The organism is Mycobacterium sp. IDUB_37, assembly GCF_055419245.1.
On the sequence record NZ_JBVAXG010000001.1, the window covers coordinates 934958 to 955505 of the forward strand.

The following is a 20548-nucleotide window of genomic DNA, read 5'->3' on the forward strand; positions in this document are numbered from 1 at the left end:
TCTTTTGGTTTCCAGGGAATGACTTAGCTGACCAGCTAGATGACTACAACGCCCTCGGCGACGCCGATGGCCCGCAGATCGCGGTACCAGCGTTCGACCGGGTGCTCCTTGGTGTAGCCATGGCCGCCGAGCAGCTGCACACCGTCCAGGCCGATCTGCATGCCCTTGTCGGCACCAAATCGCTTGGCCAGCGCCGCTTCCCGGGCGAACGGCAGGCCCTGCTCGGCGCGCGAGGCCCCGCGCCAGGTGATCAGTCGCAACCCGTCCAGCTCGATGGCGATGTTGGCGCACATGAAGGCCACTGCCTGGCGACGGGCGACCGGCTCGCCGAAGGCTTGACGTTCCTTCACGTAGGGGATGACGTAGTCGAGCACCGCATGTGAGGTACCGACGGCCAGTGCGGCCCAGCCGAGCCGGGACAGCGCGATCGCCTCCGAGTAGTCGGCATCGGTGGCTTCGTCCTCACCCAATCGCGCGGTGAGCGGCACGGTGACGCCGGAGAGTTCCACCTGTCCCAATGCGGCGGCGCGGATGCCCATGCTGGGGTCGGCCTTGACGGTCAGGCCCTTGGCGGACGACTCGACGATGAACAGCGCCGGCTTGCCGTTGAGTTGCGCGCCGATGATGAAGAGCTCGGCGTCGGCGGCGGCGGGTACCAGGGACTTCACGCCGTCGAGGCGGTAACCCGATGGGGTACGCACCGCGGTGGTCCGCAGCCTGGTGGGGTCGAATAGCGGCTGCGGTTCGGCGATGGCCACACAGGCTTGCGGGACGTTCTCGCCGGCGAACGCGCTGAGATAGGTCGACTGCTGGTCGGCGCTGCCCCAGTGGGTCAGCGCGGACGCAACGCCGCCGGGCGCCAGAATCGGCAGCGCCTGGCCCATGTCGCCGTACGCGAGCGCCTCGGCCACCAACACGTTGGTGACAGCGGAACGCTGCTCGGCGATACCGTCGAAGTCCTCCGGAATGTTGATCGCGGTGATGCCCAGTTCGGCGGCTTTCGCGATCAGGCCCGCGGGGTAGCTGGCCGCTCCGTCGGCGTCGTGGGCGGCCGGACGCAGGATCTCCGCGGCGAATTCCTGGACGGTTTCGACGATCAACTTCTGGTCGTCGTCGGGCGTCAGGTCGAAGTAGTTTCTGCCGCTCGACTTGAGCCGGGTCGGTCCGCCGCGCAGGTTCTGTACCCGCTCGAACTGGCGGGTGGCAGCGGCGGTGGCGGAAAACACCTGCTTGGTGCCTAAGCGCAGCGTCCGGTTGAGCGGGTCGCGCAGCTTGTACTTGTCCAGGAATTCCTGGCCGATGATCGGTGTGATCAGCGCAATGGCGACATCGACGCCAGTGCGCTTGTGGGGTCGCATCCCGATCGCCGTCTGGCGGTCGGCGCTCTTCTTGGCGCGTGATCGGGTGCTGGAAACAGGAAGTATGTCGGTCATTTCAGCGGCCTCTGTCGTTGGGGCGATGCGAATAACCGTATCTTACTCCGGAGTAAGATATATAGAGCGGTGTTAACTAATTCACATCGATGCGCAGGCTGTTTAAGGCGTGGTCATGCAGCAGGCCGTTGGTGGCGACAGCGCTGCCGCCGTGGGGTCCTGCGGTGCCGTCCAGGCTGGTGAAGCGCCCGCCTGCCTCGCGAACCAGGACGTCCAGCGCGGCCAGATCCCAGACCGAAACCTCGGGTTCGGCGGCGATGTCGACGGCTCCCTCGGCCAGCAGGCAGTAGGAGAGGAAGTCGCCGTATGCGCGCACCCGCCATACCGCATCGGTGAGCTCGATGAACTGATTTCGCAAGCCGAGCTGGGCCCAACCGGACAGGCTGGAAAACGACAGGCTCGCCGAATCAAGTTCTGGCACAGCAGAAACCGAAATGCGACGGGAGGGTTTCCCGTCGACCGAGGCGAATGCTCCTTGCCCGTGGGCCGCCCACCACCGTCGTTGCAGAGCGGGCGCGCTCACTACGCCGACGACCGGTATGCCGTCTTCCAAGAGTGCGATCAAGCTAGCCCACACCGGCACGCCGCGCACGAAGTTCTTGGTGCCGTCGATCGGATCGATGATCCACTGCCGTCCGCTGAAAGTGGTGGTGCCGCCGAACTCCTCACCCAGCACGCTGTCGTCGGGTCGGTGTGCGGCGATCGCGTCGCGCAAGGCGGATTCGACTGCGCGGTCGGCGTCGGTCACCGGGGTCAGGTCGGGTTTGGTCTCGATGCGCAGGTCGAGAGCGCCGAACCGGGCGCGGGTCAAGGCATCAGCCCGGTCGGCCAGGTCCAGCGCGAACCGCAGATCTGCGTCGTCCGGGTTAGATGGCACCGCTCCTCCTCATCGCTTCGCTCTGCATCGTCGCTGTTGCATGCGTGCAGTCCTACCATGGCCATGTGTGGGAATTCCTGGTGCTGCTGTTGCTGGTGGCGGTCGTGTTGGCGTTTCTTGCACCGCGATTTTTCCGGCCCGGCCCCCGTGGCGCTCTGGCCAGCGGCACGCTGTTGGTAACCGGTGTCAGCCCGCGACCGCCGGAAATCGGCGAACAGTTCGTCACTATCGCCGGGGTCATCAACGGTCCGACCGTTAACGAATATGCGGTGTATCGACGCATGGTCGTCGACGTGGAGCAGTGGCCGACCATGGGACAACAGCTGCCTGTCGTGTATTCACCGAACAATCCGGATAACTGGAACTTCGTGGCAGAGTCGCCAGGCGGCTAACCGGCGGCGGGCGGTCGACCCATCACGGTGAGGATTCTTCGGCCGTAACGGGGAACGACGATCGAGGGCCGCGAGACGGTCATACCTGGTACCCCGGGCACTCCTGACGCAGCCGATCCGACCGATTCGCCCGTCGCAGCGAAACCGCCGACCCCACCCGCCGGTGACTGCGGCGTGAGGCCCGCGACGGCGCCGTTGGCAGGCATGGCCCAACTGGTCGGCACCGACATCGACCCGAGTCGCCCCGCTCCCGCAAGCGTCGCGGTGACGCCGCGCAGGCCCGCGCCGACGGGCACGGCCGACCCGGACCTGATCAGCTCAGGCGCCGGGGTGACTGCCGCCGCCTCGACCTCCGTGGTGGGCAGGATGCCCAAATTGTCTTCAGCCCCGATGATCCCGGTGTCGACCGCGCACATTTTGTAGGTGCCGTTTATAGCGGTGCCAACCACCCGAATCTCGTCGAGCAGTCCGACGTCGAGATAGAACAGCGACGACGGGTCGATGGCGGTGTAGAGCGAGCGCAACGACAGGTCGCCGCCCGGGGAGAACCTGATCCCCTGTGCCGGCGCGGCGGTAGCCGCCGCGTTGGCCTTGCTGACGGCGGAGTTCTGCGCGGACAGGCCCGACGCTTCGGTGGTCTGCTCGGGGAAAGTGAACGGCGTCAGTTCCGATGCCGCGGCGGAACTGGCGGCGTAGCCGGACATCGCGGCGGCGTCCTGGGCCCAGTACTCGGCGTACTGTGCCTCGGTCGCTGCTATCGCGGGGGTGTTCTGGCCGAAGAAGTTCGTTGCGATCAGAGTTGCCAGCTGAATTCGATTGGCCGCGACCGCCGACGGGGGCACCGTCATCGCATGGGCAAGCTCGTACGCCGCCGCCGCGGCCCTGGCCTGCGTGGCACTCTGCCGGGTCTGCTCTGCGGTGGTGTGCAGCCAACCGATGTAGGGGATTGCCGTGGTTGCCATCGCCACCGACGCGGGGCCGTGCCAGTGCAGGCTGGTCAGGCCGGAAAGCACCGATTCGTAGGTCTGCGCCACGACGTCGAGTTCCGCGGCCAGCGAGTCCCAGCTGCCGGCGGCGGCTAACAGCGGTCCAGACCCTGGGCCGCTGTACATTCGGCCGGAGTTGACCTCCGGCGGCAGGAACGCGAAATCCATTGTGTGACTGAGCTACCCGGCGGCCGGGGGGCGTGGCATCACGGTGTGCCGCACACCGTATCGCGGCGGTGCGCCCAGCGCCGAGCGGGAACCGGCTCCGGCCGGCATGCCTGGATAGCCGGGGTATCCGGACACGACGGACTCATCGGTGCCGGGAATCGTGGTGAAGCCGGCGGGCGTGAATTCGGTGATACGGGCCGGGGCCGACGGTGCGGCCCAGCTGGCGGGCACCGACATCTGTCCGATCGATCCGGAGCGAGACAACGTCGCGGTGATGTTGCCCAGGCCGGCACCGCCGCCCAACTGGGGCGCCGCCGTCAAAGCGGGGGCGACCTCGGCCGCGGCGGTTGCGCCGACCTTGGGCAAGACGCCGAGATTGTTCTCTGCCCCGATCACGCCGGCAGCGAACGCCTCCATGTAGTAGGTGGAGTTGAGCGAGGTGCCGGTGGCGGCGATGACATCGAGGACGGTCAGATCGTCCGGGATGATCGAGCCCGACGTGAGGAATGACTGCAATGCTTGCGTCGCTGCTTGAATCGCCTGCGACACCGGGTCTGACGCCGCCGCGCCGGCAGCGGCTTGGGCCACCGCGGTGCTCTGTGCGGCCAGCCCGGAATCGTTGGTGCCCGGAGTCGGTGAGGCGAACGGGGACAGCTGCGAAGCCGCCTGAGACGAGACGGCGTAACCGGACATCGCGGCCGAATCCTGGGCCCAGTACTCGGCATACTGCGCCTCGTTGGCCGCGATTGCCGCGGTGTTTTGACCCACCAGGTTCGTCGCGATCAGAGCTGCCAACTGGGTGCGGTTGGCGGTGACCACTGGTGGGGGCACCGTCAATGCGTATGCCTGCTCGTAGGCCGCGGCGGCCGCCTGGGCTTGGGCGGCTGTCTGCTTCGTCTGTTCCGCGGTGAACAGCAACCAACCCACGTAATGGGTGGCGGTCAGCGTCATCGCCTGCGCCGCGGGACCGGTCCACTGCCAGCTGGCCAGATCCGCTAGGACGGCTTCGTAGGCGCCGGCGGTGGTGCCGAGCTCAGCGGCCAGGGAAGTCCAGCTGCTCGCGGCGGCCAGTAACGAACCCGAACCGGGGCCGGTGTACATCCGCGCTGAGTTGATCTCGGGGGGTAGAAATGCGAAATCCATTGTGTCACAGCTCCTTACTACGCCGACGTGCAGTATCGGGTTGCGGTGGTGAGAAAAGCTGGCCGCCACGCTCGGTCATTGGATATTCGGGGCCGGAATGTGATGGGTCAAGTGGTGGCACTAAAGCTCGCAAGGCACGGCCAGCGGCGATAGCTATTTCAGTTAATTCCGCGTGTACTTTTCTTGAACTCCGGTGCCGCGAGACCACCGGATTTACAAAGGGACCAATGGCCCTCAGCTAAGGACCAACGCCTCTGGGGACGCTGCGTCGGCGCCGATAGCGTTCGAATCAGACCAAGTCCAAAGGAGGCCGTGATGAGCACTCTCGAGTCAGCTCCGTCGATTGTGGTGGGGATCGACGGCTCGAAGTCGGCAACCCACGCTGCCCTCTGGGCAATCGACGAGGCAGTGAGCCGAGACATCCCGCTGCGACTGGTCTGCGTTGTCGACCGGTTGTACGCCGCCACAACCGATGCCGCCGCCCGTTCGGCGCTGTTCGACGCCCACCGCGCCGTCGAGGCGACCGGCGAGCCCGTCAAGATCGAGTCTGAGATTCTGCGGGGCAGGCCGCTCACCCGACTGTTAGAGGAATCCCGATCGGCAGTGATGATCTGCGTGGGGTCGATGGGACTCAATCACGCCCGGTTCGGCGAGGGATCGGTGGCGGGTGCGCTCGCCGGTTCGTCGCTGTGCCCGGTGGCCGTCATCCACCGGTCACCCGGGGGTGCGACAACCCCCGAGGTGCTGCGTGTGGTCGCAGAAGTGGACAATGGTGCCGTGCTGCGACATGCGTTCGAGGAGGCCCGATTGCGCAGCATTCCGCTGCGTGCCGTCGCCGTTGCGGGGCCAGCGGCGGTGAGTCGCACTGAGAGTGAAAATCATTTGGTGCAAGCGCAATTGGATCGCCGTCTGGCTCGATGGGCCCGGCTGTACCCCGACGTTTGCGTCGAGTCGGCGATCGTGCACGGGCACGCCTGCCGGTACATGGCCGACAACGCGGCACGGGATCAGCTATTCGTCACCGACTCGCACGCCGCACAAGTATGCAGCGTGTACAACGCCGGGTCGTCGGTCCTGACGGTGCGCGCCGGGAACTTGTAGAAACCAGAGAGCTTGCGGGAGTGATGCGTTGGTAAAGGTCTTCCTGGTCGACGATCATGAGGTGGTGCGGCGCGGCCTGATCGACTTGCTCGGCGCCGACGCCGAACTCGACGTAGTCGGCGAAGCCGGCTCGGTTGCCGAAGCGATCGCCCGGATTCCTGCCGCAAATCCGGACGTGGCGGTTCTCGATGTCCGCCTGCCCGACGGCAACGGCATCGAGCTGTGCCGAGATCTGTTGTCCCGCATGCCCGAACTACGCTGCCTGATCCTGACGTCGTATACCTCCGATGAGGCGATGCTGGATGCCATCCTGGCCGGCGCCAGTGGCTACGTGGTCAAAGACATCAAAGGGATGGAGTTGGCGCGCGCAGTCAAGGATGTGGGTGCCGGGCGGTCACTGCTCGACAATCGCGCCGCCGCAGCGTTAATGGCCAAGCTGCGCGATACCAGCGAGAAGCCGGACCCGTTGTCGGGTCTGACCGACCAGGAGCGCACGCTGCTGAGCTTGCTCAGCGAGGGTCTGACCAACAGGCAGATCGCCGACCGGATGTTTCTCGCCGAGAAGACGGTGAAGAACTACGTGTCGCGACTGCTGGCCAAGCTGGGCATGCAGCGCAGGACGCAAGCTGCTGTATTCGCAACGGAATTGAAGCGCTCGCGACCGCCCGGTGACAGTCCGTGACCGGACAGGACCTCGGCCCGTTGCGCCAGACGCTGTCTCAGTTGCGTCTGCGCGAACTGCTGGTCGAGGTGCAAGACCGGGTGGAACAGATCGTGGAAGGCCGCGACCGCCTCGACGGACTGCTGGAAGCGATGCTGGTGGTCACCTCGGGACTGGATCTCGACGCGACGCTGCGCACCATCGTGCACTCGGCGACCAACCTGGTCGACGCCCGTTATGGAGCGCTGGAAGTCCATGACCGAGACAACCGTCTGCTGCGCTTCGTTCATGAAGGTATCGACGACGAAACCGTTCGGCGGATCGGCCACCTGCCCGAAGGTCTCGGCCTGATTCGGCTCCTCATCGATGAGCCGAAACCGCTTCGACTGGATGACCTTTCGCGGCATCCGGCCTCGGTGGGCTTTCCGTCGAATCACCCGCCGATGGGAACCTTTCTCGGAGTGCCGGTCCGGGTGCGCAATGAGTCATTCGGAACGCTCTACCTGACCGAAAAGGCCAGCGGGCAACCGTTCAGCGATGACGACGAGGTTCTGGTGCAGGCACTGGCCGCGGCCGCGGGGATCGCCATCGCGAATGCCCGTCTCTACCAACAGGCCACCGCCCGCCAGTCATGGATTGAGGCCACTCGTGATATAGCCACCGAATTGCTTTCGGGCACCGAACCGGCAACCGTGTTCCGGTTGGTCGGGGAGGAGGCGGTCAAGCTGACCTTGGCCGATGCCGCGCTGGTGGCCGTTCCACTGCACGAGAACACGCCTGCCGCCGAGGTGACCGAACTATTGGTGATAGAAACGGTCGGCCGCGAGGAAGCCGTCTTTTCTGTTGCGAAACAGACGATTCCGGTGTCAGGTACCGCCCTCGGTGAGGTCTTCGTCACCGGCACACCGCGACAGGTCGACCGGCTTGATCTGCCAGGTCTTGCCGATTCGGGGTCGGCGCTGCTGTTACCGCTGCGGACCACCGATAGCGTTGCCGGCGTCGTTGTGGTGCTGCGCCGAGGTGGCGCGTTCACCGACGAACAGCTCGAGATGATGGCCGCATTCGCAGACCAGGCCGCGCTGGCCTTACAGTTGGCGACCTCTCAGCGTCGGATGCGCGAGCTCGACGTGCTGACCGACCGGGACCGCATCGCACGTGACCTGCACGATCACGTGATCCAACGACTGTTCGCCGTAGGTCTCTCGTTACAGGGAACCGTGCCCCGCACTCGGGAAGCCGAAGTGCAGAAACGGCTTTCGGAGGCCGTCGACGATCTGCAGGCAGTGATCCAGGAGATCAGGACCACCATTTTCGACCTGCACGGGTCATCCGGCGGCACCACCCGGTTACGTCAGCGAATCGATACGGCCGTCGGTCAATTCGCCGGCGCCGGACTGCGCACCACCGTGCAGTACGTCGGGCCGCTGTCGGTGGTCGACAGTGGGCTGGCCGATCACGCTGAGGCGGTGGTCCGGGAAGCGGTGAGCAATGCCGCCCGGCATGCGGGAGCCAGCACGGTGGCGGTGCAGATCCGGGTTGAGGACGATTTGTGCATCGAGGTCAGCGACAACGGCCGTGGCATCGCCGACTTGGGCGGCGTCACCGGTAGTGGGCTGACAAACCTGCGGCGCCGCGCGGAGGAGGTCGGCGGAGAGTTCGCCGTCGAGAATCTGTCTACCGGCGGCACGCTGCTGCGGTGGTCAGCACCGCTCCTCCAATAGCTGTTCGGGCCAGTCGACGACACTTCCGACCCGGCGGCGCGGCGTCGACGGCAGCGGATCAGCGTTGATCGGGGCCCAACCCACCCGGAGCAGCATCTGCGGATAGCCGGTGGCGCCGAATACGTCCGCGCGCACGGCGTCCCGAGTCTTGTGGATTTCCAGGGGTTCGGTGATCGGACAGCAGGCCAGGCCCATCGCCGTCGCGGTCAGCAATACGATGCTGGTCGCCTCGCCGGCGCGCAGTTGAGCCAGTCGATCGTCTTGCTCGGTGCCCAATGCCAACACCGCGGCGCCGTCGTCAGCGGGGGAGATCCCCAATGGCTGAGCAAGTCCGGGACCCGCGAACAGGCGCCCGGGAATCGGCGCGGTGGGATCCGACGGCGGCGCGCTGCGGGCCGGAACTCCGGCCACCGAGCCGTATCGACCGCTCCAGGTGGTGAGCTCGCGCAGGTAGGCTTCATCGTTGGCGTGATCCGAAATAGCCTGTGCAACGATATCTTTCATTCGTTCTACGGTGTTGACCTGGCGGAGCATGACACCGCCGCGAGCCGCTCGGGCTGCCATCTGGGCGATGTTGCCGCCAGGGACCGGCCAGCAACTGTAGGCGCGGCGGTCGGTTCGCCGGCGCGGGATAGCCGCCGCGAGCTCGATGTCGGTCTGAGCCGGAATCTGCGGTACCACGTCGATGCTGGCCAGAGCGCGCGGGTTGTCGGGATCGGGGAGTCGAGTTACCTTGGCCAGCCAGCCCATCGATGCCAGCGCGACGACGCAGTGATGCAGCGCGACACCGCAACTGATGATCCAGTCACGCCCATCCGGGTCTGTGTGGGGCAGTCGTATATTCGGTTCGGCGAACAGCTCCAGGCTGCTCGTGCTGACCCGCCAGCGCCATGGCTGGGTGTTGTGAATCGACGGCGCGCGGGTGGCCAGGGTGAGGACGGTCCGTAGCGTCTCGGCATCCGGAAACTGGGCGTCCATAGGCCTAGGCGAAGGTCTCGTTGCGATCGGGCTCCGGACCGAAGGCGAAACGGCGGCCGGTGATGTCGGACGGGACCACCCGCACGAAGTTGGGCTTGCGCGTCGCGGTCCACGGGTACAGGCCGGCTCGATCGGCTTCCTCAATCGCCGCAGCGGATTTCAACACGTGCGCGCGGCCCCTAACGATCACGCTCCATCCTTCGGCGACATTGTGGTCGTCTGCTTCGAAGACGACAGTCCGATTCGCCACTGCCGAAAACAGTTTCGTGCCTTCGGCGGTCCGGAACAGTACTGTGCGTCCCTGCACCACGTAGTTGATCGGGAAGATTTCCGGTTCGCCGGCAAAGCTGGTCACCAGCCGTCCGAGCGCGGCGGTGGCCAACAGATCCCAACTCTCGTCTTGCGACAGCACGATCGATGGTTCGTCAGCTTCTTTGATGCTTGATGTCACACCCGCGACGTTACGGATGGGTGCCGGCGATCTGTAGGGACCTTGGTCATCTCGGTGGTAGGACTTATGCCCGCGAAATCCGCTGTGCTGCTTTGCTTCATCACACCAGTCACATTGGTAACCGCGAGCCGACCAATAGGCGAATGCAATTCGCGCTATCGCGGGCGATATCACGACCACCAACCCGCTCGCGATATCGCCGGCGCTATCGGATTTTCCACTCACCTAATGGTCGGCTGACGGTGACGGGTGGGGCTCCTGTGACTGCCATTCCCGGCCCGTGCGGCCACCGCGTTTGAATTGCGCTGCTCACCTGGCATTCTGAACGGATGGCAGGCAACGAACTCGATCCAATCAGGGCCAAGAGCGCTTTGGCCGTGATCAAGCAGAATCCCGGCATCGCGCTTTTCGCGGTGTCGCCGCTACTCGCTTTGGTCGCTGTCACCTGGTTTTTCGCCGGCGCTTTCTGGGGTGTTGCGTTGGCCCTGGTGCTTTTGGTCGCCGGCGGAGCCTTGATTCTCCGCAAGCGCTGATCCCACGGCATGCGGTCGTGGTGGGGCTGGGGCACCCTTGAAGAGGCCCTGACGCAGCAAGAGACGAAAGATCTGGTGGCACGCGTGGCGGCGATGCTGCCCGGCCACGATCTGACCGACCATCGGCCACCTGACCCGAATGCGCTCGGGCTGCCGGGCCCGCGGATCACGCCGCCGGCGTCGTTGGCTGCCTTCTGTTCTGCGCATACGGTCGATCGGGCCGGTCACGCGCGTGGCAAGGCTTTCCGCGATGTTGCCCGCAATCTGCAGGGCAAGCTCGACCACATTCCCGACCTGATCGTCCGCCCACGCCGCGAACAAGACGTCATCGATGTGCTGGATTGGGCTACCCGCGAAGGCATTCCGGTGATTCCGTACGGCGGTGGCAGCTCCGTGGTCGGTGGCGTCGAGCCCCGCTTCGAGCAGCCCGCGGTCACCTTGGACGTCAGCGCGATGAGCGCCGTGATCGAGGTTGACCGGGTCAGTCGGGCCGCGCGGATTCAGGCCGGCGCGCTCGGGCCCTGGATCGAGGACCAACTCCGCCGGCACGATTTGTCCCTGCGGCACTTCCCGCAGTCGTTCGCGTTCTCCAGCCTCGGCGGCTGGTTGGCGACCCGGGCTGGCGGGCATTTCGCCACGCTCTACACCCACATCGACGACCTGACCGAGTCGGTGCGTGTGGTGACCCCGGCCGGGGTCAGCGAATCGCGACGGCTGCCCGGATCGGGTGCGGGCCCGTCACCGGACCGGCTCTTCGTGGGCTCGGAGGGCACGCTCGGCGTCATCACCGAGGCATGGATGCGCTTGCAGAACCGCCCGCGCTGGCAGGTCACGGCGTCGGTGGCGTTCGGAAACTGGGCGGCCGCGGTGGCTGCAACGCGCACCATCGCACAAGCGGGCCTGTTTCCGGCCAACTGCCGGTTGCTCGACCCCGCCGAGGCGTTTCTCAACGCCGGCACGCAGGTCTCGGGAGGGCTGCTGGTGCTGGCCTTCGAATCCGCGGACCATCCGATTGACCCGTGGCTCAACCGTGCGGTGGAGATCGCGACTGGCCACGGCGGCACCGTGGTGACGCGCCGCAGCCGTGAAGCCGACAGCGACGGCCATCGGAGCGAACATCAGCACGCGACGGATGCCGCTGAGAACTGGCGCGCGGCGTTCCTGCGGATGCCGTATCAACGAGACGCGCTCGCCCGTCGTGGCGTCATCGCCGAGACCTTCGAAACCGCTTGTACCTGGGACGGATTCGACACCCTGCACGCCGCGGTGACCGACGCCGCCCTGGCCGCGATCAAGCGGGTCTGTGGCGTCGGGGTGGTGACGTGTCGGTTCACCCACGTCTATCCCGACGGCCCGGCCCCGTACTACGGCATCTACGCGTCCGGACGTTGGGGCTCGCTCGACGCGCAGTGGGATGAAGTGAAAGCCGCTGTGTCAGAAGCGATCAGCGCTACCGGCGGCACCATCACCCACCATCACGCGGTCGGCCGTGACCACCGCCCCTGGTATGACCGGCAACGTCCCGACCCGTTCGCCAAGGCGCTGCGTGCGGCCAAGCAGGCACTCGACCCGGCCGGAATCCTCAATCCCGGCGTCTTGTTTGACCCGCTGTCAGCCGTGCCCGATGTTCAGTAGCTTGGCCAGGTTGGACAGCTTGACGCGGGGACGGCCGTGTGGCTCGCCAGAGGTCCGCTCGAACTGATCGATGAGGTCCCAGTGCGCCGAGGTGATCACCTTGGGCTGGTGTTCGGTCAGCCAGTCGGCGAGCTTGTCGGCGTGATTGTCCGGGAAGTCCGTCAGGCTTGCCCCGGCCAGGTCGGCGATCAACGTGTCCACCGTTTCCTGCGAGTCGCTCTTGTTGGTGCCGATCACTCCGGTCGGGCCGCGCTTGATCCATCCGACGACGTATTCGTTGCGGCTGCCTTCCACCCGACCGGCAGTGTTGGGGATGGTGCCGCGCTTGTCGTCAAACGGCAGGCCGGCGGTGGGCACCCCGCGGTAACCGACCGAACGGACCACGAGCTGCACCGGTAGTTCCTCGCGCTCGCCGGTGTCCTTGGCCGACACCCAACCGCTCTCGTCGGTGACGAGTTCGTTGCGGCCCAGCACAATGTGCTCCACGTTGTCCTCGCCGTGGATCTCGATCGGCGAGGTGAGGAAACGGAACACGATCCGGCGATGTCCGGGGCGGGGCGGGCGGTCGATGTAGCCGCGCAACACCTTGATGTTCTGCTTGGTCGTCTTGCCTGCGGCTTCCACATCCTCGTCGGTGATGTCCGCGAATTGGGCCGGATCGATGATCACATCGACGCCCTCGAGTTCGCCGAGCTCACGCAGCTCTAGCGTGGTGAAAGCCGTCTGCAGCGGTCCGCGCCGACCGATGATCACCACTTCTTCGACTCCGCGAGGCCGCAGTGACTCCAGTGCGTGATCGGCGATGTCGGTGAGCGCCAGCACGTCGGGGTCGGTGACCAGGATGCGGGCGACGTCGATCGCAACATTGCCGTTGCCCACCACGACGGCCCGGGCGCCGGAGAGGTTCGGTGTCTTCTCCTCGAAGTGCGGATGCGCGTTGTACCAGCCCACGAAGTCGACGGCGGAGATGCTGCCCGGCAGGTGTTCGCCGGCGATGTTGAGAGGTTTGTCCGACTGCGCGCCGACCGCGTACACCACGGCGTCGTACTTCTCGGCGAGCTGGCTGGCCTCGATGTGCTCACCCACGGCCACGTTGCCGAAGAAGCGGAATCGCGCGTCGTTGGCGGTCTTCTCGAACTGTTTGCTGATCGACTTGATCTTTGGGTGGTCCGGTGCGACGCCCGAGCGGACCAGCCCCCACGGGGTCGGCAGCATCTCGATCATGTCGACGTTCACGTCGATGTCTGAGGTGTCTGCTGCCTTGAGTAGCGACGCGGCGGCGAAGAAGCCGGACGGTCCGGATCCGACGATGGCTACGTGATAGGGACGCATTGCTGGTGCCTTCTGGTCGTGACTGGCTGCGGCGCAAGAGGCTGGTCGAAATGGCGCTGCAGTCGCGCGGTGCGCTTGATGGTCTACTGATGCTAGACGGTGGTGCCGGTAACGTTGGCGCCTGTGGAACCTGACCGTCTAGCAGATATCGCGGCCCTTGACTCCACCCTGACCACGGTGGAACGGGTGTTGGATGTCGACGGTTTGAAGAGCCGAATCGAAAAACTCGAGCAGGAAGCGTCGGATCCCAAGCTGTGGGACGACCAGGCCCACGCGCAACAAGTCACCAGCCAGTTGTCGCACACGCAGGGCGAGTTGCGCCGCGCCGAGGAGTTGCGCGGTCGCCTAGACGACCTGCCGGTGCTTTACGAGATGGCAGCCGAGGAAGAGGGAGCGGCCGCCGCGGACGCGCTGGCCGAAGCCGACGCCGAACTCAAAGCGTTGCGCGCCGACATCGAGGCCTACGAAGTCCGGACTTTGCTGTCCGGCGAGTACGACGAACGTGAGGCATTGGTCACAATCCGCTCGGGTGCGGGTGGAGTCGACGCCGCGGACTGGGCCGAGATGCTGATGCGGATGTATATCCGCTGGGCTGAACAGCACAAATACCCGGTTGAGGTGTTCGACACGTCCTACGCGGAAGAGGCCGGCATCAAAAGCGCCACTTTCAGCGTGCACGCGCCGTTCGCGTACGGCACGCTGTCCGTCGAACAGGGCACCCACCGACTGGTGCGGATCAGCCCGTTCGACAACCAAAACCGACGTCAGACGTCTTTCGCGGAAGTCGAAGTGCTGCCGGTGGTGGAGACCGTCGACCACATCGAAATCCCCGAGGGCGACCTCCGAGTGGACGTCTACCGGTCCAGTGGGCCCGGTGGCCAGTCGGTCAACACCACCGACTCGGCGGTTCGACTCACCCACATCCCAACCGGTATCGTCGTAACTTGCCAGAACGAGAAGTCGCAACTGCAGAACAAGGTTTCGGCGTTGCGAGTGCTGCAAGCAAAGTTGCTGGAACGTAAGCGTTTAGAGGAACGAGCAGAGCTGGATGCCCTGAAGGGCGACGGCGGGAGTTCCTGGGGAAATCAGATGCGGTCCTACGTGCTGCACCCCTATCAGATGGTCAAAGATCTGCGCACCGAATTCGAGGTGGGAAACCCAGCGGCCGTTCTGGATGGAGACATCGACGGGTTCCTGGAAGCTGGAATCCGGTGGCGCAATAGGAAAGATGACGACTAAAACAACGTATGTCGCGATGAACACCGCCTCGGCAGCCCAGAAGTGGCATGACTTCTGGCGCGGCCCGCTCGGCGAATGGATCATCACCAAGGGAATTCGCATCGCCATGCTGGTGATCGCCGCCGTACTCGCGGCGCGCTTCGTCCAGTGGGTAGCGCAACGGATCACCATCCAACTCGACGAGGGCTTCACCGAGAGCGATGCGCTGGTCCGTTCGGAGGCGACCAAGCACCGTCAAGCGGTGGCGTCGGTGATCTCCTGGGTGTCGATCGTTTTGATCTCGATCGTGGTGACCTTTCAGATCGGCGACGTGTTGCAGTTCTCGGTGGGCGGCCTGGTCGCGCCGGCGACGGTGGTGGGCGCCGCTCTCGGCTTCGGCGCCCAGCAACTGGTCAAGGACCTGCTGTCCGGGTTCTTCATCATCCTCGAGCGGCAGTACGGCTTCGGTGACCTGGTGTCGCTGACCGTCTCCGGTATCGCGGCCGAGGCGACGGGCACCGTAGAGAACGTGACGCTGCGGGTCACCAGGTTGCGCTCCACCGACGGCGAACTGTTCACGATTCCCAACGGATCGATCGTCAAGACGATCAACCTCTCCAAGGACTGGGCGCGCGCGGTAGTCGACATTCCCGTCTCGACCAGTGCCGACCTCAACCGGGTCAACGAAGTGCTGCACGAGGAGTGCGAGCGCGCGATCGACGACCCGGTGCTCGGGGGCTTGTTGCTGGACGCGCCCACTGTGATGGGCGTGGAAAGCATCGCGCTCGACACCGTCACCCTTCGTCTGGTGGCCCGCACTCTGCCCGGAAAGCAGTTCGAGGTCGGGCGGAAACTACGAGTGATGGTCATCCGGGCACTGGCTCGCGCCGGGATTGTGACTGCGGCCGACGCGAAAGTAGCCGTCGTCGATGACGGTGGCGTCAGTGACGCCGAGGACGGTGAGGACGCTGACGCCGAGAAGACCGCGGGTGGTCCGGTGGCGCAGCGATGAAATTGGAATTGAACCTGCTGCGCAAGCGCCGGAACAGCGAACGGCCGCGCCGTGTGCCGGGCCGTCTGTTCGGCGGTCATGTTCGCACGTCGACCCTGGTACTGCTGGTGGCATTCATCGCGCTGTGGTGGACCTACGGGACATACGGTCCGAAACCCCCGGCCCGCCCTAACACACCGCCACCCGCCCAGGTGGTTCCGCCGGGCTTTGTGCCAGACCCGGATTACACCTGGGTGCCGCGTACTCGGGTCCAGCAGCCGATCACCACACCGACGACGGCGACGCCCCCTCCGACAACGACGACGACGCCTCCGACGACGACCACGACGCCGCCAGGTTTGTTGCGGCCGTTGCCGTGTCTGCTGCCGCCGCCGTTCTGCCCAGCAACCACGACCCCGACCGCTCCGCCTCCGGCCGGGCCGCAGAATGGGCCGCAATTACCGCTGCCGGGACAGGCCCCGACGCCCACTTCCGCGCCTCCGGCACGCTGAATTTCGCCCCCCGGCGAGACACCCCGCTACACTGGCGTGCCGTGATGATCACCCTGGAACATGTCACCAAGCAGTACAAATCGTCGGCACGTCCGGCCTTGGATGACATCAACGTCAAGATCGACAAGGGTGAGTTCGTCTTTCTCATCGGTCCATCGGGTTCGGGCAAGTCAACATTCATGCGATTGCTGCTCGCCGCGGAGAACCCGACCTCCGGTGATATCCGGGTTTCGAAGTTTCACGTCAACAAGCTGCGCGGCCGCAACGTACCCAAGTTGCGCCAGGTGATCGGGTGCGTCTTCCAGGACTTCCGGTTGCTGCAGCAGAAGAGCGTGTACGACAACGTCGCCTTCGCGCTCGAGGTCATCGGCAGACGCGCCGACGCGATCAATCGAGTGGTGCCCGAAGTGCTCGAGACCGTCGGTCTGTCGGGCAAGGCCAACCGGCTGCCGAGCGAACTGTCCGGCGGCGAGCAACAGCGGGTGGCGATCGCCCGCGCCTACGTCAACCGGCCGCTGGTACTTCTGGCCGACGAGCCCACTGGCAACCTCGACCCAGATACCAGTAAGGACATCATGGATTTGTTGGAGCGGATCAACCGCACCGGGACGACGGTGTTGATGGCGACACACGACCACCACATTGTGGACGCGATGCGGCAGCGCGTGGTCGAGTTGTCACTGGGCAGGCTGGTTCGCGACGAACAGCGCGGCGTCTACGGGATGGATCGCTAAGTGCGCTTCGGATTCCTCATCAACGAGGTCCTCACGGGCCTGCGTCGCAACGTCACGATGACGGTCGCGATGATCCTGACGACCGCAATCTCGATCGGCCTGTTCGGCGGCGGTCTGCTGGTGGTTCGGCTGGCGGAAAACTCGCGGGCGATCTATCTCGATCGCGTCGAAACCCAGGTGTATCTCACCGAGGACGTGTCGGCCAACGACCCGAACTGTGGCGGCGACGTATGCAAGGCGCTGCGCAACAAGATCGAGAGCCGCCAAGACGTCAAGTCAGTACGGTTCGTCAACCAGCAGGACGCCTACGCCGACGCGATCAAGAAGTTTCCCGAGTTCAAGGACGTCGCCGGCAAAGACTCGTTTCCCGCGTCGTTCATCGTCAAGCTGACCAGTCCCGAACAGCACACGGAATTCGCCGCCGCGTTGGAAGGGCAGCCCGGAGTGCGGGGGACTCTCAACGAGAAACAACTGATCGACCGGCTGTTCGCTGTGCTGGACGGCTTGAGTAAGGCGGCGTTCGCCGTCGCGCTGGTTCAGGCCGTCGGGGCGGTCCTGCTGATCGCGAACATGGTTCAAGTCGCGGCCTACACGCGCCGCACCGAGATCGGCATCATGCGACTCGTCGGTGCCAGCCGTTGGTATACCCAGCTGCCCTTCCTGGTCGAGGCGATGCTGGCCGCGACGATCGGCGTCGTGATCGCGGTCCTCGGATTGATCGCGGTACGCGCGTTGTTCTTGGAGGGCGCGCTGAGCCAGTTCTACCAAGCTCATCTGATTGCCAGGGTCGACTACGCCGACATCCTCTACATTTCCCCGATCCTGCTGCTGCTCGGCGTGGCGATGTCCGGGTTGACGGCGTACGCGACGCTACGTCTGTACGTGCGGAGGTAGCCGTGGCAGCAACCAAGCCCCGCAAAGACGGCAAACAGATCATCGCCAGTAATCGGAAGGCTCGGCACAACTACTCAATCCTCGATGTGTTCGAGGCGGGCATCGCGCTGCAGGGCACCGAGGTGAAGAGTCTGCGCGCCGGGCACGCATCTCTGGTGGATGCGTTCGCCACCGTCGACGACGGGGAAATCTGGCTACGCAACGTGCACATCCCGGAGTATCTGCACGGCAGCTGGACCAACCACGAGCCGCGGCGCAACCGCAAGTTGTTGCTGCACCGCAGCCAGATCGACAACCTGGTCGGCAAAATCCGCGACGGTAACCTCACGCTGGTGCCGTTGTCGCTCTACTTCTTCGAGGGCAAGGTCAAGGTCGAACTGGCGCTGGGCCGCGGCAAACAGGCGCACGACAAGAGACAGGACCTGGCCAAGCGCGACGCCCAGCGCGAAGTGGTCCGGGAGTTGGGCCGGCGCGCCAAGGGGATGGGCTCATGAGCGCTGAAGACCCTGTCATCCAGGCGCTTTCGGCAGCCGTAGAAAGCAGCCCCGACGTCGTTGAGCTGCGGTTGCATCTAGCCGGCTTATTGGCGGACAAGGGTCGCTACGCCGAGGCGCTCGGACATTGCAGTGCCGCGTTGACCCGCGACGCCGCGAATGCCGCCGCGCTGAGCCTGTTGCAACAGTGCAGCGCGGCGTTGGCCGGCGAGTCGGCCGGCGAGCCGGCGGGGGAGTCGGCGGCGCCGTCCGTGGCAAAGCCCGGTGAGCACCACGAATTCGACTGGTCCAGTGCCGAGAAGCAAGTCGCCGACATCATCCCGCCCGCTTTCGTGGAGGGCTCGGGGGACAGCAGCGCCGACGTCGTCAATGACGGTGATTTCGACGTGCTATGCCGCAGCGACGTACGCCTCGCCGACGTCGCCGGCATGGCCGAAGTCAAGAAACAACTGGAGCTTTCGCTGCTGGGGCCGATCCGCAACCCTGAGCTGATGAAGGCCTACAAGATCTCCGCGCGCGGCGGTCTGTTGCTGTACGGACCGCCCGGATGCGGCAAAACCCATATCGCCAAGGCGATTTCGGGTGAACTGGGTGCGAGCTTCTATCAGGTGGGAATCGCCGATGTGCTGCACCGCTGGCTGGGGGAGAGCGAACGCAGCATTCGTTCGGTCTTCGACAACGCCCGCCGCAATGCCCCCTGCGTGCTGTTCTTCGACGAGGTCGACGCGTTGGGGCACCGGCGTTCCGCGCTCAGCGGTAATTCCGGGATGCGCACGGTGGTCAATGCCCTGCTGGAGGAGCTCGACTCTGCCGGGTCATTGAACGACGGCGTGTACGTTCTGGGCGCCACCAATGCGCCCTGGGACGTGGACGCGGCCTTGCGGCGGCCGGGCCGTTTCGACCGAACGATCTTCGTGGGTTTGCCCGACGGCGAAGCTCGAGCGGGAATAGTCCGCTACCACCTGCGGGACCGGCCGGTGGCCGGTATCGATCCCAAGTCGATCGCGGGTCGCACCGAGGGATTTTCCGGAGCCGACCTTGCCCATGTCTGCGACAGCGCAACGCAATTGGCGATGGCCGAGTCGATGCGTCGTGGACAAGTGCGCCCCGTTTCGATGGCCGACATCAACGCCGCCGCCGCGCAGATCCGTCCGAGCACCGGGCCGTGGTTCGAGACGGCGCGCAACGTCGTCGAGTTCGCCAACAACGACGGTACCTACGACGAACTGGCAAAGTACCTGCGCCGCAGGAAAATTCGGTAATGAGCCAGTCCGGCCACGATTCGGCGGCCGAGGCCATCGCAGTTGCCGAGGCCTATCTCAGCTCGAAGAACTATGAGCGCGGACGCGATGTCCTCCGACTGGCGCTGTCCCAATATCCGCACGAACCAGACTTGTTGGCGCACAACGCGCGTGCCGAGTACCTGCTCGGCAACCATGTGCAGGCGGCGGTCAGCGCATACGCGGCGTTAGCGGCCAAGCCGCTCGACGAACTCGCGATGCGGATCTATGCGCTGTCGCTGGACGGTCAGGGACGCGGGGCGGAGGCGCTGTGGATGGCCTGGCGAACCGTGACCGCACATCCGAATGAGGCTCTGGCGCACCGGCTTTACGCTCGGGTGCTGCAGAATGCGCGGCGGTGCTACGACGCATTGATCGAGGTGGACGAGGCGCTGCGGCTAGGTCCGATGGATGCCGACACGCTGGTCCTGCGTGGCTCAATCCTGCATGACCTCGGCCGAATCACGGAATCGTCGGCGACGTATGAGCGGGCGTTGGAGCTGGAGCCTGGGAACGCCGAGGCGCTCAACAATCTGGCCGTCAATCGACTTCGGCGCGGAAAGTTCAGTCACGCTCTGCGCGGCTTTCTCGGCGCGGCCGGCAGTGATCCGACGCTAGGAAACCTGGTGCGCCGCAACATCGGTGCTGTGCTGGCGACGATCTTGGGGCGCGTCACTGTCGTCGCGGTGATGCTGGGCGTGATGGCTGCTTTCATCGGTTCTTCGCATGGCAAAGACTTTCAAACGCAGATGCTGCGGGTTGTCACTGTATTCGTCATCGTGTGGTTGCTCGGCAACTTCGTCTGGCTGGTTCGGGCGGTGCCCAGGCGGACTCTGATTTCCGCGCTATGCGGCCGTGCGAGTGTGGTCGTCAGACTCGTTCATGCGGTGCTTGCCATGGCTCTCGGGGCCTGCGCCGTCGCGCTGGATGGTCCCGCCTGGGCGGTGCCGGCCGGGGTGTTGGTGGCCGTCAGTGGATTGATCCTGGTCCGGTTCGGAATGGGCTTCTGATATC

21 protein-coding genes are annotated in these 20548 nt (G+C 65.2%); 14 read left to right on the forward strand and 7 right to left on the reverse strand.

The annotated features are described in order from the left end of the window. Positions 1 to 35: 35 nt before the first annotated feature. Together ACZY1I_RS04275 and hisN are read right to left on the reverse strand one after the other, a co-directional pair. On the reverse strand, positions 36 to 1433 hold the full coding sequence (locus ACZY1I_RS04275; RefSeq protein WP_463753008.1) for an acyl-CoA dehydrogenase family protein: 1398 nt from the start codon (positions 1431 to 1433) through the stop codon (positions 36 to 38). Between the two features lie 76 nt (positions 1434 to 1509). Next, the gene (gene hisN, locus ACZY1I_RS04280; protein ID WP_463753009.1) at positions 1510 to 2310 is read right to left on the reverse strand and encodes a histidinol-phosphatase; all 801 of its coding nucleotides are present in this window, start codon (positions 2308 to 2310) and stop codon (positions 1510 to 1512) included. A gap of 65 nt (positions 2311 to 2375) precedes the next feature. Between hisN and ACZY1I_RS04285 the strand changes: the two genes are divergently transcribed. After that, positions 2376 to 2702, forward strand: coding sequence for a hypothetical protein (locus tag ACZY1I_RS04285; RefSeq protein ID WP_463753010.1), 327 nt, complete (start codon positions 2376 to 2378; stop codon positions 2700 to 2702). Here the strand turns inward: ACZY1I_RS04285 and ACZY1I_RS04290 are convergent. Next, positions 2699 to 3856 (reverse strand): PPE family protein, encoded by a 1158-nt coding sequence (locus ACZY1I_RS04290; protein ID WP_463753011.1) that lies wholly within the window; start codon positions 3854 to 3856, stop codon positions 2699 to 2701. The genes ACZY1I_RS04285 and ACZY1I_RS04290 overlap by 4 nt on opposite strands. A gap of 12 nt (positions 3857 to 3868) precedes the next feature. Beyond that, positions 3869 to 4999 (reverse strand): PPE family protein, encoded by a 1131-nt coding sequence (locus ACZY1I_RS04295; protein ID WP_463753012.1) that lies wholly within the window; start codon positions 4997 to 4999, stop codon positions 3869 to 3871. Between the two features lie 315 nt (positions 5000 to 5314). Here ACZY1I_RS04295 and ACZY1I_RS04300 point away from each other — a divergent pair, with 315 nt between their 5' ends. The 3 genes from ACZY1I_RS04300 to ACZY1I_RS04310 are packed head-to-tail and all read left to right on the forward strand — an operon-like array spanning position 5315 to position 8482. Next, positions 5315 to 6100 carry a universal stress protein gene (locus ACZY1I_RS04300; RefSeq protein ID WP_463753013.1) on the forward strand — a complete coding sequence of 262 codons (786 nt, stop codon included), beginning with the start codon at positions 5315 to 5317 and terminating at the stop codon, positions 6098 to 6100. Between the two features lie 28 nt (positions 6101 to 6128). Then, positions 6129 to 6782, forward strand: a complete 654-nt coding sequence (dosR, locus tag ACZY1I_RS04305) for a hypoxia response regulator transcription factor DosR/DevR (protein WP_463753014.1) — start codon at positions 6129 to 6131, stop codon at positions 6780 to 6782. Further along, positions 6779 to 8482, forward strand: a complete 1704-nt coding sequence (locus tag ACZY1I_RS04310) for a GAF domain-containing sensor histidine kinase (RefSeq protein ID WP_463753016.1) — start codon at positions 6779 to 6781, stop codon at positions 8480 to 8482. Before dosR ends, ACZY1I_RS04310 begins: the two co-directional genes overlap by 4 nt. Here ACZY1I_RS04310 and ACZY1I_RS04315 read toward each other — a convergent pair. Continuing rightward, positions 8462 to 9460, reverse strand: a complete 999-nt coding sequence (locus ACZY1I_RS04315) for an Acg family FMN-binding oxidoreductase (protein ID WP_463753017.1) — start codon at positions 9458 to 9460, stop codon at positions 8462 to 8464. The two genes, ACZY1I_RS04310 and ACZY1I_RS04315, sit on opposite strands and share 21 nt — an antisense overlap. 4 nt (positions 9461 to 9464) lie before the next feature. Beyond that, entirely contained in the window at positions 9465 to 9911 is a 447-nt protein-coding gene (locus ACZY1I_RS04320) for a pyridoxamine 5'-phosphate oxidase family protein (protein ID WP_463753018.1), read from the reverse strand. Positions 9912 to 10240: 329 nt separating this feature from the next. Here ACZY1I_RS04320 and ACZY1I_RS04325 point away from each other — a divergent pair, with 329 nt between their 5' ends. Together ACZY1I_RS04325 and ACZY1I_RS04330 are read left to right on the forward strand one after the other, a co-directional pair. Then, on the forward strand, positions 10241 to 10444 hold the full coding sequence (locus ACZY1I_RS04325; RefSeq protein ID WP_463753019.1) for a hypothetical protein: 204 nt from the start codon (positions 10241 to 10243) through the stop codon (positions 10442 to 10444). A gap of 9 nt (positions 10445 to 10453) precedes the next feature. Then, on the forward strand, positions 10454 to 12079 hold the full coding sequence (locus tag ACZY1I_RS04330; RefSeq protein WP_463753020.1) for an FAD-binding oxidoreductase: 1626 nt from the start codon (positions 10454 to 10456) through the stop codon (positions 12077 to 12079). On the opposite strand, the gene ACZY1I_RS04335 is transcribed toward ACZY1I_RS04330, so the two are convergent. Beyond that, entirely contained in the window at positions 12056 to 13411 is a 1356-nt protein-coding gene (locus ACZY1I_RS04335) for an FAD-dependent oxidoreductase (protein WP_463753021.1), read from the reverse strand. The genes ACZY1I_RS04330 and ACZY1I_RS04335 overlap by 24 nt on opposite strands. Positions 13412 to 13534: 123 nt before the next feature. Here ACZY1I_RS04335 and prfB point away from each other — a divergent pair, with 123 nt between their 5' ends. Genes prfB through ACZY1I_RS04375 form a run of 8 tightly spaced genes read left to right on the forward strand, consistent with a single transcriptional unit; the run spans position 13535 to position 20544 of the window. Further along, on the forward strand, positions 13535 to 14650 hold the full coding sequence (gene prfB / locus ACZY1I_RS04340; protein ID WP_463753022.1) for a peptide chain release factor 2: 1116 nt from the start codon (positions 13535 to 13537) through the stop codon (positions 14648 to 14650). Beyond that, complete coding sequence (locus ACZY1I_RS04345) at positions 14640 to 15641, forward strand: mechanosensitive ion channel family protein (RefSeq protein WP_463753023.1); 1002 nt, start codon at positions 14640 to 14642, stop codon at positions 15639 to 15641. Before prfB ends, ACZY1I_RS04345 begins: the two co-directional genes overlap by 11 nt. Further along, positions 15638 to 16132: a hypothetical protein gene (locus ACZY1I_RS04350; protein WP_463753024.1), complete on the forward strand. Its 495-nt coding sequence runs from the start codon at positions 15638 to 15640 to the stop codon at positions 16130 to 16132. The genes ACZY1I_RS04345 and ACZY1I_RS04350 overlap by 4 nt, the downstream gene beginning before the upstream one ends. 44 nt (positions 16133 to 16176) lie before the next feature. Then, positions 16177 to 16866: a cell division ATP-binding protein FtsE gene (ftsE, locus tag ACZY1I_RS04355; protein WP_463753505.1), complete on the forward strand. Its 690-nt coding sequence runs from the start codon at positions 16177 to 16179 to the stop codon at positions 16864 to 16866. Further along, a complete protein-coding gene (gene ftsX, locus ACZY1I_RS04360) occupies positions 16867 to 17760 on the forward strand; it encodes a permease-like cell division protein FtsX (RefSeq protein ID WP_463753025.1) in 894 nt (297 codons plus the stop codon). Positions 17761 to 17762: 2 nt separating this feature from the next. Further along, on the forward strand, positions 17763 to 18254 hold the full coding sequence (gene smpB / locus ACZY1I_RS04365) for an SsrA-binding protein SmpB (protein WP_463753026.1): 492 nt from the start codon (positions 17763 to 17765) through the stop codon (positions 18252 to 18254). Beyond that, complete coding sequence (locus ACZY1I_RS04370) at positions 18251 to 19516, forward strand: AAA family ATPase (protein WP_463753027.1); 1266 nt, start codon at positions 18251 to 18253, stop codon at positions 19514 to 19516. The genes smpB and ACZY1I_RS04370 overlap by 4 nt, the downstream gene beginning before the upstream one ends. Continuing rightward, positions 19516 to 20544 (forward strand): tetratricopeptide repeat protein, encoded by a 1029-nt coding sequence (locus tag ACZY1I_RS04375; protein ID WP_463753028.1) that lies wholly within the window; start codon positions 19516 to 19518, stop codon positions 20542 to 20544. Before ACZY1I_RS04370 ends, ACZY1I_RS04375 begins: the two co-directional genes overlap by 1 nt. The last annotated feature ends 4 nt before the right edge of the window (positions 20545 to 20548 follow it).

Coding starts and splice junctions, on each gene's coding strand:
- ACZY1I_RS04350 (WP_463753024.1), top strand. CDS start 15,638: ATGAAATTGGAATTGAACCTGCTGCGCAAGCGCCGGAACAGCGAACGG.
- ACZY1I_RS04345 (WP_463753023.1), top strand. CDS start 14,640: ATGACGACTAAAACAACGTATGTCGCGATGAACACCGCCTCGGCAGCC.
- ACZY1I_RS04325 (WP_463753019.1), top strand. CDS start 10,241: ATGGCAGGCAACGAACTCGATCCAATCAGGGCCAAGAGCGCTTTGGCC.
- ACZY1I_RS04335 (WP_463753021.1), bottom strand. CDS start 13,411: ATGCGTCCCTATCACGTAGCCATCGTCGGATCCGGACCGTCCGGCTTC.
- ftsE (WP_463753505.1), top strand. CDS start 16,177: ATGATCACCCTGGAACATGTCACCAAGCAGTACAAATCGTCGGCACGT.
- ACZY1I_RS04375 (WP_463753028.1), top strand. CDS start 19,516: ATGAGCCAGTCCGGCCACGATTCGGCGGCCGAGGCCATCGCAGTTGCC.
- ACZY1I_RS04300 (WP_463753013.1), top strand. CDS start 5,315: ATGAGCACTCTCGAGTCAGCTCCGTCGATTGTGGTGGGGATCGACGGC.
- ACZY1I_RS04275 (WP_463753008.1), bottom strand. CDS start 1,433: ATGACCGACATACTTCCTGTTTCCAGCACCCGATCACGCGCCAAGAAG.
- ACZY1I_RS04290 (WP_463753011.1), bottom strand. CDS start 3,856: ATGGATTTCGCGTTCCTGCCGCCGGAGGTCAACTCCGGCCGAATGTAC.
- ACZY1I_RS04295 (WP_463753012.1), bottom strand. CDS start 4,999: ATGGATTTCGCATTTCTACCCCCCGAGATCAACTCAGCGCGGATGTAC.
- ACZY1I_RS04370 (WP_463753027.1), top strand. CDS start 18,251: ATGAGCGCTGAAGACCCTGTCATCCAGGCGCTTTCGGCAGCCGTAGAA.
- ACZY1I_RS04315 (WP_463753017.1), bottom strand. CDS start 9,460: ATGGACGCCCAGTTTCCGGATGCCGAGACGCTACGGACCGTCCTCACC.
- ACZY1I_RS04330 (WP_463753020.1), top strand. CDS start 10,454: ATGCGGTCGTGGTGGGGCTGGGGCACCCTTGAAGAGGCCCTGACGCAG.